The sequence below is a fragment of the Marinilabilia rubra genome (assembly GCF_003121985.1).
Taxonomy (GTDB): domain Bacteria; phylum Bacteroidota; class Bacteroidia; order Bacteroidales; family Marinilabiliaceae; genus Marinilabilia; species Marinilabilia rubra.
The window spans coordinates 246,087-264,184 of record NZ_QEWP01000003.1 but is presented as its reverse complement, the minus strand read 5'-3'; the positions used below and the strand labels follow the sequence as shown (position 1 = coordinate 264,184).

The window sequence follows — 18,098 nt, the reverse complement described above, 5'->3', positions numbered from 1 at the left end:
CATATCAGGTGCGGCGGATTCCGATCCGCCGTTTAATCTCTTGTGGCGGATCGGAATCCGCCAGACCTATGGGGTGACACTCAGAATGACTTCAGATTTTGACCTCTATGACAGCCTCACCATATTATTACAGATAATCCTTGCTGATCTCTGAAAGCTCTTCCACTGAAACCTCTTTCAGCGGAACCAGAGTAAATTCATACTCATAATCCACTGATGGATCGAGTAAATATTTATCCATGGGTGAGGCTCCCCAGCTGTTGATGCCGCCCAAACCTCTCTGACCGTAATCGATGTTCCAGCGCACAAAGTCGCGTTCCTTAACATGTTCAATATGCTTGTTTTCTTCGTGAACAGGACCGTATTCGTAACCTTCGCGGGCATCAAAGTCCTCAGACAAATAAGGCATAGCCGTTGTCTCAAGGTTTTTGTCCTGTGTATTGTTAACCATTAATAAGCCAGTGCCTTTGTCATTGGTAAGAGCTGCCCAGCGGATGCCTGTTTTGTTACCGTTTTCCTGTGGACGAGCATAAGGTACCATCTGTTCACTTACATCTGACGAATAAATTCCCACGAACGATGAGGTATTCCGGTCCACATAGTTCTCCCACGGACCGCGCCCATACCAATTGAATTTCTCGAATTCGCGTGGCAGTGTCATTAATATTCCCACTCTCGGGATATCACTTTCTTCAGTTTCAGAGCCTTTTAGTTGGTTGGCCACCTTCACACTTCCGTTGCTGTATATGGTATAGACGGTGGTGAATTGGGTATTCACTTCAGGCAGATTCCATGTGGCTGTTACCTTGTACGCGCTGTTGTCTGTTTTTTTGGCCTCAATACTGATCAGCTTCTGCGAATGCGTGGCTTTTTTCCAGTTGATGTTTTTCTGTGGCATGCCTGCTCCAAAATCATTGTCGTTGGGTGCACGCCATAAGTCCGGTTTGGGGCCACCATCGGGCTGAATCAAATCGGTGTTTTTGTGTTGATAGCCGTTAATGTATCCGGTGCTTTTATCGATCCTTAGCGAAACATCACCCATACGGAAGTTATAGAAATCAGAGCCTTCATTCATCTCTACCTTTCCATTTGGCATCTGCTTCTCCTGCTTCAATTCGCTTTCCCATGGAAGCATGATTTGTTCGCGCGCCACCACATGTCCTTCGGGAATAACACCCTGTTGCGCCTTACGTGTCGTTACTTCCATCTCCAGGAAATACTCGGTGGCGGGCTGAACTTCAATTCCGGAGATGTCAAAATTCACTACACCTCCCAGGTGGGGATTGATTTCTGTAACGGGCAACTCAACGGTTTTTAGTGTCTGTCCGTCGGCTTTAATGTAAGCCTTGATTTGATATTCCCTCAGATTGGTGAAGTCGTAATAGTTTTCCACCAGCAAACGGGCTTCGTTCTGGTTGAGGCGCAATGGCTTGAATTTTACCCACTCATGGGCTTTCTTCACCTCATGCAAAGCCGGCTGGGGCGAGCGGTCTGCGTTGACAATGCCGTTGAGCAGGAAGTTGCCGTCGCTGGGCATGTTTTCGCCAAAGTCGCCACCATAAGCCCGGATGCGCTGTCCGTTTTCATCTTCCTTCCAGATACTCTGGTTCACCCAGTCCCAGATAAAACCTCCCTGAAGTTGCGGGTACATATTGATGTAGTCCCAGTAATCCTGGAAGTTTCCGGTACTGTTGCCCATGGCATGGGCGTACTCAGAAGGTATGAAGGGGCGGTCCAGCAATTTTTGTCCGAACCACTCAAAAGTCTTTGGTCCCGGATACTGAGGAACGATGATATCGGTATTCCAGTCAAAGTCGAGTGCAAAACGGCTACCGATTTCGGTACGTTCGTACTGTACTGGGCGTAAACTTCGGTCCAGAGCCTTTATGGCTTTGTACCCCTCTTTGAAGTTGATGCCGTTGCCACCTTCATTTCCCATCGACCAAATGATAACCGACGGGTGGTTTTTATCGCGTTCCACCATCCGGGTCATGCGTTCCACATGGGCTTTCTGCCAAAGAGGGTCTTTGGCCAGCGAACGCTCTCCGTAGCCCAGTCCGTGCGATTCGATGTTGGCTTCATCCACAATGTAGATGCCATATTCATCGCAGAGTTCGTACCACCCCTCAGGCTGGGGGTAGTGAGCCAGTCGCACCGCGTTGAGATTGTTTTGCTTCATCAGTTCAATGTCGCGCATCATCATCTCTTCATCCATCACATGCCCGGTTTCGGGGTGGTGCTCATGAAGATTGGCGCCTTTGAGAGTAACAGCTACCCCGTTGATAAGCAACTGACCTCTTTTTATCTCCACCGACCTGAAGCCAATTTTTCGGGCAGTGCTTTCCAGAACGGTCCCGTCTTCATTGCGCAAGGTGACCAGCAGTGTGTACAAATTTGGCTTCTCAGCACTCCATGGTCGGATGCCCGGCAATGTGGTTTTGAATTCTGAGGTTAACTCGCTGGCTTTTGGCAGAAACAGCTCATTTTGCTGAGTTAAAACGGGAGTGTCCTGGTCAAGCAACGTCATTTCTACCACCAGGTTCCGGTTTTGCGAGATGTGATTTTTGACATCCACAAACAGAGATAGTTCGCCGTTGCGGTAAGCTTCATCGAGGGTTGAAACCACTTCGAAGTCACGTATGCGGGTGTGAGGCTGACTGTAAATTTCAACATTCCTTTCGATGCCTGACAGGCGCCAGAAATCCTGGCATTCCAGGTAGCTGGCGTCGCTCCACCGGTAAACTTCCAATGCAACGGTGTTGGTCTGGCCGGGAAGGGCATAGTCGGTGATGTCGAACTCAGCAGGCAATTTGCTGCCTTCGCTGTATCCTACTTTTTCGCCATTTATCCAGATGTAGAAAGCCGATTTTACAGCTCCAAACTGAATGAGAATGCGACGTCCATCCCAATTGGTGGAGATGTTAAAACTGTGCCTGTAGGAACCAACCGGATTATAATCGCGGGGAACCCTGGGTGGTTCCGGCCCGTTTTTCAGCTCTGTAATGGGGGTGCGCTCATCGGCAAAAGGGTAAGGAATGTTGACATAAATGGGAACGTCAAAACCTTCCACTTCCCAGTTCCCGGGCACTTTTATGTCATCCCACTTGCTTACGTCAAAGTTGGGGTCAAAAAAGTTATCGGGCTTTTCAGAGGGTTTCTTTGCCAAATGAAATTTCCAGGTTCCGTTAAGGGATTGTCTGAATTCCGGCTCTTCACCCTCTAACGCCTTATCGGGTGATTGGAACGATGTGAAAGTCGCTCTTGCCGGTTCCTTGTTGATTTGAGTGACCAGGGGATTTTCCCATTCGGGTTTATCCTGGCTTTGTGCTCCTGAAGCTCCGAAGGCAAGCAGGAATAAAGAGATGAATAGCTTTTTCATGATTATTTGTAATATTAAACATGAATATCCGGTTATTTACCTACTTCACAATAATATTGAGGGGCTTTGCCCCTTGAACCCCAATTCCTTTTTTGTCTTGACACAAAAAAGGAATCAAAAAAATTATTTCATGATTATTGCTACACTCAGCATTGTTCAAGCGAGCATGACACTGCTTTCGCTAATCGCAATAATCCAAGGCTGTGATCGCTTCACTCAAAAAAACAGCGTTTGATGGCTAAAATCTTTTAAACTCTCCCGATTTAAGTTTTGTAAGGTTTTTGGTGCCCCAAAAACCAACAAAAACTAATTTCGGGATCAAACAGAAAAGATTTTTTAACCCCATCTTCACTTGTTTTTTTGGCTCACCGATCAAGGCCGTCCTTTCCTGCGGGTCTGCTTTTAAATTGGGTATAAGAACGGATACTCATAATATTAAAAATCGGGCGGAGGCAATGAATCAGGCATCCGCCCGGGTTATGTTTTAGAGATTTTTAGATGGTTTTCCAAAAACGATTAGGATTATCAATGAAAGATTAGGTCTGGTTGTCTCAAGAGTATAATACTTCAAAGGGGTGTCATGTTGAGCGCAGTCGAAACATCTGTTTATTAAAGGAAAAGATTCTTCGACAAGCTCAGAATGACTTCAAATTTGGACTTTTCGGATAGGGGCATTCCTCTTGATATACTCTTTATCTAACATCTAATACTCTAAAAATCTAATTCCTATAATACGTTACTTTATCCAGTTTCTTCCAGGCGCCACGGGTAAAGTCAGGTACTTTAACCGGCATACCATGATTTTTCACTGATGCTTCAGAAAGGGCTACAATACAGGACCATTCGGCAGCATCGTAAACGTCCTGATCAAGAGGCAAACCATTCCGAAGGCAGTAAATCAGGCGATAGTCCATAATGAAATCCATACCGCCATGTCCCCCTACTTCGCGGGCTTTTTCCCCCACTTCTTTAGTTATGGGATGTTCATATTTTTCAAGCATCTCTTTCATTTCCTCATCCGAAAGGAAACTATGTGCATTGGGTTCCAGGGCTATACCGCGCTTAGGCCATTTACGAACAAAGCCTTTTGTGCCGCTCAGCATATGGATGCGGCTATATGGTCGCGGACTGGTGACATCATGTTGCAGCATAATGGTTTTACCTTTGGCTGTTTTGATGATGGATGTGTTCATGTCGCCTTTTTTGTACTCTTGTTTGGCGTATTCAGAGTCTTCTCCAAATTTTTCTTTGGCATATTCGGTCATTCCAAACTGGCCGCTGGATACAGAAACCAAATAATTCATCTTATCCCCGCGGTGCAGGTTCATGGCATGAGCAATGGGGCCAAAACCGTGAGTGGGATAGAGGTTGGCATCCCGGTTTTTCATGTGATCCAGACGCCACATGTTCCAATAACCGTTTTCCTCCCTGAAGTTCAGAAAACGGAGATCATGGATGTAAGCACCTTCAGCATGCACAATTTCGCCCAATACCCCTTGCTGAGCCATGTTCAGTGTGGCCATTTCAAAAAAGTCGTAGTTGCAGTTTTCGAGCATCATGCAGTGGCGACGGGTTTTCTCAGCGGTGTTGACCAGTTGCCAGCACTCTTCCATGGTGAGGGCGGCAGGCACTTCGGTCGCCACATGTTTTCCGTTTTCCATGGCATAAACAGCAATGGGGGTGTGAAGCGCCCAATTGGTAACGATGTAAACCAGGTCGATGTCGTCGCGTTCACAGATTTCCTTCCAGCCTTCTTCGCTGGTATAGGCATCTGCTTTGGGGCGACCGTTGTCCTGAAGGATTTTCTGGGCCCGCTCAACTTTTTCAGGCACCACATCGGCAATGGCAGCCACTCTTGCCCCATCCAGAAATGTATAACGGTATACTGCTCCCGAGCCCCGCATGCCAAGGCCAATGATCGCAACATTTACAGTATCGATAGGATCAGCCCTTAGTTCCAGCACATCGGTTTGACCGGCAGGGCGTTCAGGAGTAGTATATACCTCTTTGGGATCAAATGTTTGATTTTGGGTAGGACGTGGCTGACAGGCATAAGATCCTGTTATAGCCAAAAGGAATAATAATAAGTAATTAATGTTCTTCATGACTTGTCATTTATTGCTTGTTGATTATTTTATTGAGTTCTTTTTCTAATTGTGAAACCAACTCAGGATGTTTTTCAGCAATATTCCTGATTTCCTGAGGGTCTTCATTGAGATTATAAAGCTGAGGGGCAGGGGCGAAGCCGGTTTCGATGTTTACGCCCCAGGAGATCAGTGGTCCGCGGTTGCTGGGTGAGATGTATTTATACCCATCTTTGGTAACGTAAGATAAGGTGCGGCCAATGGCTTCCTGCACAATGGCGGCTCTGCCCTGAGTGGTTTTTCCCATCAGTACATCCCAGTGATTCTGGCTGTCCATGGCTTCTGAGGCATCAAATCCGGTTTTGTTAAAAGCAGCAAAAGAGGCCAGAAGATCTACCTGGGAAAAGAGGGCTTCACTTGTTTGCCCTGGTGGGATTTCAGCAGGCCAGGAGATAATAAACGGCACTTTGGTACCTGCCTCAAATGCGCTGTATTTGCCACCCCTTAAGTTGCTGAAAGGATCGTGCAGCCCGAGTTTTTCGGCAGCTTCGTCGGCATACCCATCGTCCAGAACCGGGCCGTTATCGGATGAGAATATCACAATGGTGTTGTCCCGCAAATCTTCTTGTTCCAGATAATCCATCAATGCGCCAACTGTCCAGTCGAGTTGTGCAATAACGTCACCGCGTGGTCCGTGTCCGGTAGTGCCGGCAAAGCGTTCATGAGGCACACGTGGCACATGAATGTCATGAGTGGAGAAGAAGAGGAAGAAAGGATCTTTTGCATCCCGGTTTTGAATGAAGCTTTGGGCTTTTTTTACAAATGTGCCCGCAAAATCTTCATCCTTCCAAAGAGCCGATTCGCCTCCTTTCATGTAACCGATGCGACTGATGCCGTTGATGATGGAGTGGTTATGTCCCTGGGTCCACATCATCTTCAGTTGTTCCGGGTGTTCTTTCCCGGTGGGGCGGTCGCCGATTTTTTCGCTGAAACTGACCTCAATCGGATCATCAGGGTCGAGCCCCACAATATGATGGTTTTCCACAAATACGGTGGGTACACGGTCGCCGGTGGCGGGGATAATAAAAGAATAATCGAAACCGATTTCCAGAGGACCGGGGGTGATTTTACCATTCCAGTCAGGCCCTTCATCGCCACCCAGCCCGAGGTGCCATTTGCCAATGACTCCTGTGCGATAGCCGGCACGCTTCATGACTGAAGGTAATGTCTCTTTTCCAGGCTGAATAAGGGCCGGGGCATCTCCCGGAGCGACACCACGACCGGGCTTTCGCCAGGAGTATTCCCCGGTTAGCAGCGAAAATCTTGAGGGTGTACATGTAGCCGATGATGCATAGGCATTGGTGAACTGAATGCCACTTTCAGCCAGTGCATCAATATTTGGGGTTGGGATTTCACCTCCGTAAATACCAATATCTCCGTACCCCACATCATCGGTGTAGATCAGGAGGACATTAGGACGTTTGGTCTGTTGGTCAATGTTACTTCCGTTTTTGGCTGAGCAGACCTGAAGAAAAGGTACAATAACAATAAAAATGAATAAGATTTTTTTCATGATTGAAGTTGAGTTGTTAATTATTTTTCCAGGAATTCTTTCCAATTTTTACCATCGATAAGCCATGGTAAATTGAACACGGAGACTTTCCCTTGGCCGTCACTTTCGTAAAAGAGATATATCAACCCTTCGCTGGGAGTATTCTCTCTTCCTGCAGCCAGAGCGGAATAGGCAAAACTTCCTTTTTCAATTTCTTTTTTCACCAAAAGCTTCCTGCTGATCTTCCACTTCACGCAATTTGTATTTATTCAGCTTTTTTTGAAGCTTATCTACTTTATTTTTGAGTTCTTTTAAATCCTGGCTTTGAGAAGGCGTCTTTTTATGCTCCGGGGTGAGTACGGTCTTTATAAGAGAAGCCTCCTGTGGGCTGAATATTTGCTCAATTTCCGGCTTTTGAGTGTTGATTGTCAACTCTGCACTTGTCGGCTTTTGTTGTCCTTCGAATAGTACGGATGCGCGAATGGTAAATTGTCCGGGATTATGAGTCGATTCCACAATAACCGGTGCTGATCCCCATCTGACGGGGCTGGGATTGGTAAGTGTTTCCTCACTGGCAACCAGACGCCCTTCTCCTTCAATTTCAAAACTTATATGGTAATTATTGAGGTGCTTTACCCTTCCGTTATTGTCTGTGACTTCTGCAACAATCACCATTTTATCACTGCCATTGGCAATCAGAGGCACCTCTTCGCTGTCTGCTCTGAGAATGATTTTTTCGGGACGCCGGGCCGGAGCTACTTTGTGAGTAGCGACTACCTCTCCGTCCACAATGCCTTCTGCCAGCATCCATACTTCATGGCCTTTCCGGTCTCTCGACAGGGCTTTATCTGCCATGAAATCATAGACATTTTCGAAGGTGATGATGGGGGAGGGCATGCCCGGACGATCCGGGTCTTTTTGCCATGAGTACTGCTTACCGCCTTCGAAAACGGTCAGGCGTACCTCTTCGCAATTGGAGTAAACCGTTACATCGGAGGGTGAAAAAGGTGTCATTTCATGAGCAATATGGACCATAGGTCCTGTTTCAGCTGGTATTCCGGATTGTTTTTCTGTCGGTCTTTGAGCCTGAAACATCAAATAAGAATATTTGGGCTGGCGAAAGGCATCCATTAATCCTCCGTAAAAAGGATCTGGGTGATATCCCCGTTGATGATCGAAAGAATGCCAAAGGCAGCCACCTATGTGCTGGCGGGAAGTCTTGTAAAGAGTATTATAGCTGGTGTATTGATAATCAGGGTTGGCATAGTGTTGAGCCTGAATCAGCATAGGTACTTCGCCCCAATTGCGACTCACCCTGCTGGGCGAATTGTGTGAGCTCCAGTCATCCACGTTGTCTCCCCATTCGCGGGTGAAATAGTTTTTATTGGGATCGGTATGCTCAATGGCCCAATTTTTATCCCCAATGCCGGGGTGGGAAAACAAAACATCAAAGTGTTCGCTGCCTCGGGCTTCGGCATCACAAGCTGATGTGCTGTTGGGATATGGGAATTCTTCCCAAACAATGTTTTTGGTGTTGAGGGCAAAATCAGCCGGATACCATGTTTCGTTGAGAATGGGCTCCCACAGAAAAATGGAGGCATGGTTGCGATCCCGTCGAACCATGTTTCGAATGTCTGAGTAAACCCGCTCTTCAAAGACAGGCTCTTCATTCCAGAACTGCCATCCGGGCGTGTTGACAATAACAAAAAGACCAAGTTCATCGCAGGCATTCATAAAGGCCGGATCCTGCGGATAATGGGCATTGCGGATGACTTTCAGCCCTGCATCTTTCAGTTTTTTGGCATCGCGCCAGTGCAAACTATTAGGAACCGCATTTCCAATCACTGCGAAGTCCTGATGGCGGTTGGCACCTATTAGGGGTTTGTTATATGGTTTGCCATTAATCCAAAGGCCTTTTTCTCCTTTGAATTCAATACTCCTGATACCAATTCGCTGGCGATATCCATCTAACACCTCGTTGTTTTGGTTTTTAATCCTGATCTCTAAATTGCACAAGTTTGGATGATCGGGACTCCAGAGAGCGGGGGACTGAACATTAAAAAAATCCGTGGTTGTCCCGCTTTTTCCGGGTCTCAGCTTTAATAGGTCTGATTGCAACGATGTTTTTTTACCATCAGGGGAGGTTAACACATATTCAACGTAGCCTCTGAATGTTTGATCCTGTTCATTTTTTACATTCAGCTGAAGATGAACGGTTGCTGATTGCTCCGATACATCTTTGTAGCTTACCAGCAACCCGCCTCCGGCCACAATATTTTCGTGATTAGGGTGGGTAATGTGCACTTTATTGTGTGAAACCAACCAGCAATCCCTATAGATACCGCCCAGATAGGCAAAGTCAAGCATGTTCTGTGGTTTTCCCGGAGGATAAGAGGGATCATCACTGTTGTCGGCCCATACCGCAATAACATTCTCCCCGCGGTGATTCACATGTTCCGAAATATCTGCAATTACAGGTAGATAACCTCCAAAATGGTTCTTAACCAAATGTCCGTTGATCCAGATTTTGGATTTCCCCATGATTCCCTCAAAGTGAAGGAAGAGTTTTTTACTATCCAGATTTTCCGGAACTTTAAAATGCTTACGATACCACACTTCGCCCTGGTAATTAACGCAACCACTGGCTTCAGGAGGTAATAGTTCGATACCATGAGGAACTGACACTATGGGCCAGTCTTTGTCGTTAAAGTCTTTTTTCCAGGCATCCCCGACATCCCCTTTGAAAAATCGCCAGGCAATATTCATGGAGTATACTTCGCGACCGGTCTCCTCAAGTTGATAAAATCCGGCTGTGGAAAACTCCGGTTTTTGAGCTTTGATCTGAGATGGTATGAGAATCCATAGCAGAAAGTAGGTATAAATCAGGTAATGTTTGTGAGTTGGTTTCATTGCATAAAGTTTATTGGTTGGAAATCCAGGGTTCAACAATTTTTCTCCAAAGCAGATAACCTTCACCCGTCAGATGAAGACCGTCGTTGGTATATTTTGCATCCATCTTTATGCCTGATTCATTAACAAAGTGGGAGAACAGATCGATATAGGTGACATTCTTTCCTTTTGCGAGTTTCTTTAGCTGATCGTTGATCTCTGGCACCATTTTGTATCGGGAGGTGTGTCCGTGAAATTTGTCAAAACTGTCGTTTACAGGGAGTACACTTTGGAGGAATAAATGGGTGTCCGGAGACTTTGTCATAATGGTTTCGGTTATTAACCGGATGTTCTGAACGATAGAATCTGCAGAGGTTCCCCGGGCCACATCATTGATCCCGATGAGCAGAAATATTTTGGCGGGTTGGCCCTTAAGAATGGCATCTAACCGATCGTAAACACCCATTGTTATATCCCCACTGATGCCCCGGTTTTTGACGTTGGGATTGTTGAATAATTCGGCCCATTCGGCACCATCGGTAATGCTGTTGCCCAGAAAGATGATGTCGTTATCATCTACCGGCAGCTTCTCAAACAGGGATGCTTTTTGATAATAGTAGGTGGAATACTTGCGTTCCTGTGCCTGGGATTCAATTAGAGGCAAGATGATGAGGAGAAGGAGAATGTATTGGAATGTTTTCATATAACTATTTGTTTAATAATGATTATCCATTTATTTACCTAACCGGACTGAATTGAAAATCGACGAAGTCAAAGCCCAGATTAAACCAGCCCAGGGCAAAGCTGAGCGTCGCCTGGGGAAAGAATTGGGCAGTATTTGTTTTTCGCCCTGTAAGGGAAACTAAAAGTTAAGCTGAGCTGGGCTTTCAGCCCGACAATCAATATCATCAACCTAATCCCAAGGCGCTGCCATTGGGCTAAGATTGGCTGTCCTTTCAGGACGATAAAAAATTCGGAATAAATACGGATATTCATTTTTATATTTTCTTGTTCAGGGTAACACTTAGCTGGGGGATAACCGCTCAACTTCTGTCAGAAATGGGTTAGTGTGTGCTTAAGGGTTTTTCACACCTTTCGAAATACAATCTTTGCGTCATAGCGTTTTAGCGTTTAAAATATTACTCAGGTTTACCTCCCTTTTCAAACTGGAAAATATTAAATGGAGGATTGGTGCCGGTGATTTTCAGTACCACAACGCCATGTGCCGGTATTTCATAAGTCTTGGTTGGTTGTGTAGATTTTGAGGATGTTTCATGTTTCCAGCAATCGCGGATAACATATCCTTCAGATGAATCTATGGCCACTTTTCTTAAATCCAGTTCCATGATTTGCGGTTGATCGGATCGGTTAAGCAGAGCCACCGCCACTTTGCCGCTCATGGTTGAGGTCAATGGACGGGCCCACAGTTCCAGATCCCCGAGATCCTCCAGTCTTCTTGCCTGATAAACCAATGGGTCCTGATTGATGGCAATGAGTTCTTTATTAGTCAGGATTGAAAGTGTTTCGTCCGACATCTTCGTCAGGTCGTTCCCTGCCAGCAACGGAGAGTTCAGCATGCACCACATGGAGAAGTGAGTTTTATCCTCTTCGTAAGTCATACCCCGGCCAACCTGCAGCATATCCATATCGTTCACATGCCCGGGGCCGGAACATCGCCACAGGTCTGCGTTTAAATCCACAATGTGCATCACCGACTCAAATGTGTTGCTGATATCCCCGGAGATGCGCCAGGAGTCTGCCACTTGAATGGCCCATTTGCCGGGAAACTCCCATCTGCAAATATTGTAAACCACATCCGGGCGGATATTACGGATCATATTTCCCAAAAGTGTATAGCGGGTCTCTTCATCCAGTCCCATCCAATCTCCTCCACACCAGTCTATTTTGATAAAGTCGTAGTTCCACTCTTTCAGCATAAGGTTCAGGTCTGACCATTCATGGCCGTAAAGTCCCATGCCTGACCCGATGGTGTCGTTGTCCCAGTAAGACGCACAGGTGTTGATGCCTGCATCCGAATAAATACCTGCTTTAAGGCCTTTGGAATGGATGTAATCCGATAGGGCTTTCATGCCATTGGGAAATCTTCCGGGGTGACTCAGAAGGAGTCCGTTTTCATCTCTTCCGCCAAAAAAACCATCGTCAATATTGATATGGGTGTATCCGGCTTCATGCATCCCTGTTGCCACCATTGCATCAGCCTGAGCTTTGATGATTTCTTCGCTGATGTTTGCCCTGAAGTTGTTCCAGCTCGACCACCCCATGATGGGCGTTCGTGGGCGCGGGGTTTCCGGGGTTCCGGTGTCTTGTCCCGCTGAGAATAAGGGGAACAGGGTGATGAGGAATATGGTGGTGAAATTGCGAATCATGATGTTATATATTTCTAATAAATTTTACTATTGAAATCTTTTTGTAATAAGCCAATTACCAGTGAGTTAATGGTTGGCCCCCATTCGGGGACCAGCTTGGAGCTGATGCCCAATCCCCGGGCTGTACCCGGGGTTATCAAAGTAGAACCCTTTCAGGGCCCTGTAATTGATATCAACAGATTTTCTATCCCTGTAGAAACGTGCCACTCTTTTTGAGTGTGGTTTTCACTTCAAGGTGAAGCCCTCACTATTGGAGGCTATTCAGTAACCTCCATCTCTCCTTCAAAGATTTTAAGGGCCTTGTGGTCGTTGTATTTAATAATTAATTCTTTGAGCTCTTTTTTCAGTCTTTTTATTTCATCCTGATATTCCGGATCATCGATGAGGTTCTGCATTTCATGCGGGTCATTTTTAAGATCATACAATTCCCACTGATCGATGTCGTAATAGAAATGAATGAGCTTGTAACGATGGGTGCGAATGCCGTAATGCCTTTTCACCATATGCTCATTGGGAAATTCGTAGTAATGGTAATAGATGGCATCGCGCCAGTTTTCCGGATTGTTGTTGCCGAACAGGGGCACCAGTGAACGGCCGTGCATGTCACCCGGGATTTCAATACCTGCCATATCCAGAAAAGTAGGTGCATAGTCGATGTTTTGTACCAGTTGCGGGATTTGGCCTTTGTCGGAATATCCTTTTGGGAAATGCATCAACAAAGGGGTGCGCAAAGATTCTTCGTAGATAAAACGCTTGTCGAACCATCCATGCTCACCCATGTAAAAGCCCTGATCGGAGGTGTAAACCACCAGAGTGTTTTCGAGCAAACCTTCTTGTTCCAGATAATCCATCAGGCGTCCCACATTATTGTCGAGTGAACGCACGCAAGCCAGATAATCTCTCATATACCGCTGATACTTCCATTCGCTCAGGTTTTTGCCTGAAAGATTGGCCTTTTTGAAATCCTCGATAATTGGATCGAAATGGGCATCCCATTTGGCTTTTTGCTCCGGGTTCAGTCTTGCATAGGCTCCGTTGCGGTAGGCATTGGATAATCTGGTCTCGATGTCTCCTTCCTGGTCGGCCATTTTCAGGTCGTAAACCACATCCATATCTTCGGTGCGGATACTTAAGTGCTGTTCAGCAGCTGCTTTTCTACCCTCATAGTCATCATAAAAATTATCGGGAAGCGGATAGGTCTTGTCTGCAAATTCATCCAGATGGGCGGTATCGGGCATCCATACACGATGAACAGCTTTGTGGTGAACTAAAAGACAAAACGGGTCTTCCTGGTTGTGTTGATCCAGCCAGTCTATACTGAAATCGGTAATCAGGTCTGTGACATACCCTTTGTACTGTTGAGTACCATCTTTGCCAATGAAATCAGGGTTGTAATAGGATCCCTGACCAGGCAGGATATTCCAGTAATCGAACCCCGTAGGCTCGCTTTTCAGATGCCATTTGCCAATGAGGGCCGTTTGGTAACCGTTTTGTCGCAGCAGTTTTGGGAAAGTCTGCTGACTGCCATCAAAGCTTGTGGAGTTGTCTATTTGTCCGTTGGCGTGACTATGTTTGCCAGTAAGCATGACAGCCCTGCTGGGCGCACAGATGGAATTGGCCACAAAGCTGTTGGTGAAAATTGCTCCGTGTTCAGCTATGCGATCCAGGTTGGGTGTGTTGATGTACCGGTCATCATAGGCGCTCAGGGTTTGAAAAGCATGATCATCCGTCATGATGAAGATTATGTTGGGCTTAGCCGGTTTTTCCTTTTCTGTTGGAGAACAAGCATACCCCAGAGCCAGCAATGACCCTGCTGCTAAAATGATGAGACTTTTTTCGAAATGGTTCATGGAAATATTTTCAGGGGTGATTTTTAATTGGTTATCTCACATTCATTACACCTATCTCGCCCATTGAAATCCAGTCTTCGGCAAAAGCTCCTTCATGGCTGACAAACTTGAAATAACGAGCCTTGTATGGCTTAATGAATTCCACGTTTTGTTTGATGGGGTTGTTGGCAATATTGGAGAATTCACCATGGTCCACCACCTTGTGCCACTTATTGCCGTTCTTGCTCACGAAGAAAGAGTATTTGGCTGTTGTCCCGCTTTTGTTTTCACCAGCGCGTGGTGCATAATAAAACCCGTTGATTTTTAGTTTTTCACCCATGTCAACCGAGATGTAGTGGGGATGCGAAGTAACATCGCCTTGCCAGGGTGTATGCCACATGGTTCCGGTGTTGCCATCGATGGCTTTGTCTGCTGAGTATCCGCCATACTCATCGCTTTGGTCAATAACTTTCCATTTCGATTTATTAATGAAAAATTCTTCGGTTACCACCCCGCTTTCCTCTTCGTAGTTATTGATGAAAGAGCGCGCTTTTACCGTTCCGCCGTCCTTAAGCAGGAACGGTCCTTTATATTCGATGGAGGAAGCTGTGGGTTCAGAGCTGTTTAAAGTGTATCGGATTGCCGGATGAGACGTTTCCGTTGCAATGGTTACCTCTCCGTGTTTGTTTCTTCTGATCACCGGGTCGGTAAGAATCTCAGGTGCTTTGAATAATCCAAAATTGGAAATAATGGCATTGTCACGTGCCTCTTCAATGATTAACCTAACGCCTGAGGCACTGGTTTCGGGGATACGAAGCAACTTTTTATATCCGATAGTGGTGGATGAGGCTATTGATTTCCACTGATTGTTAATATAAGCCTCAACTCTGAATTTTTCAACACGCTGTCCTTTGGTGATGTCTTCCTGAAGCAGGATGACATTGAAGGTCTTTGTCCCCACTAAATCAGCTTCAGCAGTAGCGGGAATCTGGTTGGTCTTCCAGGCAGCACCAAAAGTATTGTCTGCAGGGACGGTTTGTGACTGAATAGCCTGTGAAAAGGCAGCTCCAGCCATTAGATTTCGAGAAAAGGTTTTGTCCAGGTAGCTTTTTAGCTCTTTGAGGCGAGCCACATCATTTTCGTGAATAAGTCCACGTTTATCGGGTGGGATATTGAGCAGCAATACAGAGTTTAATCCCACCGAGTTGAAATAGATATCCACCATTTTGGCCAGAGACTTCACACGGTTGTCCTCCTCTTCATGATAAAACCATCCCGGACGAATGGAAACATCCACTTCAGCCGGATACCAGAACAAATGGTCGGCTTTCTCAATTACATCGCGACTTCCCAGGTCTTCCGATTGGGCATTGAGTCCCCTTTCTTCTTTGATTTTAGTCATCTCGGGTCGTGCTCCGGGTGCCAAGGCAGTCACACTCCACTCTGTTTCACGTCCGTAGCCGGTTTCGGTGCCTACCCACCGCACATCTTCACCAACAACAGCCACTACTGCGTTGGGCTGAAGCTCTTCGATTTTATTGTAATAGGCATCCCAGTCGTAAATCTGCTTTTTCCCATTGGGGCCTTCTCCGTTGGCGCCGTCAAACCAGACCTCGTCTACTTTGCCGTACCAGGTTAGCAACTCAGTAAGCTGATTGAGGAAAAACTCATTGTAAGCCGGAGAGTCGCCATAATATTCTGCATTCCTATCCCAGGGAGAGAGGTAAACACCAAACTTCATGTCAAATTCGTGGCAGGCTTCCCTGAGTTCTTTAACCACATCGCCCTTGCCTTTTTTCCATGGGGAGGAAGCCACTGAATGGTCTGTAGTTTTGGTCGGCCACAGACAAAACCCGTCGTGATGTTTGGCCGTAATGATGACCATTTTCATTCCGGCCTCTTTAAGATTCTTTACCCACTGGCGGGCATCAAGTTGTGTGGGGTTGAATATCTCAGGCGATTCGGTGCCATCCCCCCATTCCCGGCCGGTGAATGTATTGATGCCGAAATGGATAAAAGCCGTCATTTCGAGTTTTTGCCATTCGTATTGTTCCTGGGTTGGAACAACTCTGGCCGCCTTATGAATTTTACTCTCTAAAGATTCACCGGGTTCGAAGTCCACTCGCTTGACAAATGTGTTTTGGGAGTAAGCACTTCCTGAAATTATCAGAAATAAGATGACTGAAAATAAAAATCTGGCAATCATTATGGTTATGTTTTAAATAAGTTTTGATAATAATAGTTCGTTAAATTTTTGCAATAATCTTTGAATTGATTGTTTATAGATTAATGGAATTTTAAGTTAATGTTCATATTATTAGTCGATTATGATTTGTCTTGCCTGTCTGCCGACAGGCAGGAATCTTAAATCTAAAAATCTAACGATCTATTGGATAATTAAAGGGCCTTTACTTTGCCTCAACTTCATCAGGCCAGGGGACCAGCTCTCCGCTATCCTTGAATCGTGGTCGCTGAGCTTCCACGCTTCTGAGATACTCTCCCAGTGCCCTGGATAGCTCACCCACCTTTTGAGGGTTTTTTTCACTCAGATCATGGTATTCCCCTATGTCGTTTTTGAGGTTATAAAGCTCTTTAGATTGATCCTTGTACCAGTAAATCAGCTTCCAGTAGCCTTTTCGGATGGTGCTGGTAGTACCGATCCCGGGGCCATGTCCGCCCCAGCGGTTGGGGTAATGCCAAATAAGTTCTCTGGTAGTGTCACGGGCAGCCTTTTTACCTTTGAGAAACGGGACAAAGCTTTCTCCATCGACGTGTTGAACCGTTTCGGGATTTTTGACACCAGCCATCTGTAGAATAGAGGGGAAGAAATCTTCAATGATGACGTACTGATCACAGATTGAAGATGGTTCAGTGACACCGGGCCACTTAACCATCATGGGTTCCCTGATGCCCCCTTCGTAAGCCGATCCTTTGCCGCTGGCCAGAGGGCGATTGTGCGTATGAGGTTCTCCTCCCCGGGCATGCGCACTTAATCCGCCGTTATCAGACATAAACAATATGATGGTGTTGTCGGCCAAATCTTTTTCTTCAACAAATTTCATAAGATCGCCCAGACTTTTATCCATCCCTTCTATCATTGAAGCATATGCGGCCTCGGTTTTGTCCAATCCCATGTCCAGATATTTTTGAATAAATCTTTTATCTGCTTCGATGGGCACGTGAACTGCATAATGGGCCATATACAAGAAAAAGGGTTGTCCTTCCTCAACTGGGTTCTTTAAAGCATCAAGGGCCTCGAGAGTAAGTGCTTCGGTAAGATAAGTGTCCGTTCCATGGTATTCCTCAAGGTCTGGGACATCCCATGCGTTTCCACCATTGCGCCAGGCAGCACTGTAGTTTTTTTCTCCCAGGAAACAGCCTGGAGCTCCTGCGGCATGTCCGGCAATGTTGACATCAAATCCGAGGTTTTCAGGATCGGCCCCGGGAGTTCCGATGGCGCCGAAATGGGCTTTTCCGGTATGAATGGTGTAATATCCGTTATTTTTGAGAATTTGGGGAAGTGGCGTGACATGAACCGCATTTTCAATGCTGTCTGTTGGCTGCATGCCGTTGACATTCCATTTTGGAAGCTTTAACGTTGGGTGTGGCCTGTCGTTGCTCGCGTTTCGCCGTAGGGTCCAGTTGGTAACCCGGTGCCGGGCAGCATTCATTCCCGACATTAAACTGACTCGTGTGGGCGAACACACCGACGAAGCATAAGCATTGGTGAACTTCATACCCTGATCGGCCAGTTTTTCCATATTGGGGGTGTGATACCTTTTGTTGAATTCAGTGGTATCAGTCCAGAAAGGTTCGGAAGTATCCTGCCAGCCCATATCGTCAACTAAAAACAATATGATATTCTGTTGTTGGTCCTTTTTGGAGCATGCAGAAAAAAGGAATGTGCTTAAAAAACACAAAGCAAGGAAAGATAAAATCCTGAATTCTCCCGGAGCAGATGATTGGTTCATAGATTTC

Annotated in this window: 10 protein-coding genes; all 10 read right to left on the bottom strand. The window is 46.1% G+C overall.

The features are described from left to right. Positions 1-127: 127 nt before the first annotated feature. Entirely contained in the window at positions 128-3,379 is a 3,252-nt protein-coding gene (locus tag DDZ16_RS05535; protein WP_109263441.1) for a glycoside hydrolase family 2 TIM barrel-domain containing protein, read from the bottom strand. Between the two features lie 719 nt (positions 3,380-4,098). Beyond that, positions 4,099-5,484: a Gfo/Idh/MocA family protein gene (locus DDZ16_RS05525; RefSeq protein WP_109263439.1), complete on the bottom strand. Its 1,386-nt coding sequence runs from the start codon at positions 5,482-5,484 to the stop codon at positions 4,099-4,101. Between the two features lie 10 nt (positions 5,485-5,494). Further along, positions 5,495-7,036, bottom strand: coding sequence for a sulfatase-like hydrolase/transferase (locus tag DDZ16_RS05520; protein ID WP_109263438.1), 1,542 nt, complete (start codon positions 7,034-7,036; stop codon positions 5,495-5,497). Between the two features lie 20 nt (positions 7,037-7,056). Then, positions 7,057-7,269, bottom strand: a complete 213-nt coding sequence (locus DDZ16_RS05515; protein WP_146192198.1) for a hypothetical protein — start codon at positions 7,267-7,269, stop codon at positions 7,057-7,059. Then, complete coding sequence (locus DDZ16_RS05510) at positions 7,223-9,925, bottom strand: glycoside hydrolase family 2 protein (RefSeq protein ID WP_109263584.1); 2,703 nt, start codon at positions 9,923-9,925, stop codon at positions 7,223-7,225. The genes DDZ16_RS05515 and DDZ16_RS05510 overlap by 47 nt, the downstream gene beginning before the upstream one ends. Before the next feature lie 10 nt (positions 9,926-9,935). After that, positions 9,936-10,607 (bottom strand): GDSL-type esterase/lipase family protein, encoded by a 672-nt coding sequence (locus DDZ16_RS05505; protein WP_109263436.1) that lies wholly within the window; start codon positions 10,605-10,607, stop codon positions 9,936-9,938. Positions 10,608-11,043: 436 nt separating this feature from the next. After that, complete coding sequence (locus tag DDZ16_RS05495; protein WP_109263434.1) at positions 11,044-12,291, bottom strand: glycoside hydrolase family 27 protein; 1,248 nt, start codon at positions 12,289-12,291, stop codon at positions 11,044-11,046. A 257-nt stretch (positions 12,292-12,548) separates the two neighbouring features. After that, positions 12,549-14,141, bottom strand: coding sequence for a sulfatase family protein (locus DDZ16_RS05490; protein WP_109263433.1), 1,593 nt, complete (start codon positions 14,139-14,141; stop codon positions 12,549-12,551). A 31-nt stretch (positions 14,142-14,172) separates the two neighbouring features. Beyond that, positions 14,173-16,326, bottom strand: coding sequence for an alpha-L-fucosidase (locus DDZ16_RS05485; RefSeq protein ID WP_109263432.1), 2,154 nt, complete (start codon positions 16,324-16,326; stop codon positions 14,173-14,175). A gap of 202 nt (positions 16,327-16,528) precedes the next feature. Then, positions 16,529-18,091, bottom strand: coding sequence for a sulfatase (locus tag DDZ16_RS05480; RefSeq protein WP_109263431.1), 1,563 nt, complete (start codon positions 18,089-18,091; stop codon positions 16,529-16,531). Positions 18,092-18,098: the final 7 nt, after the last annotated feature.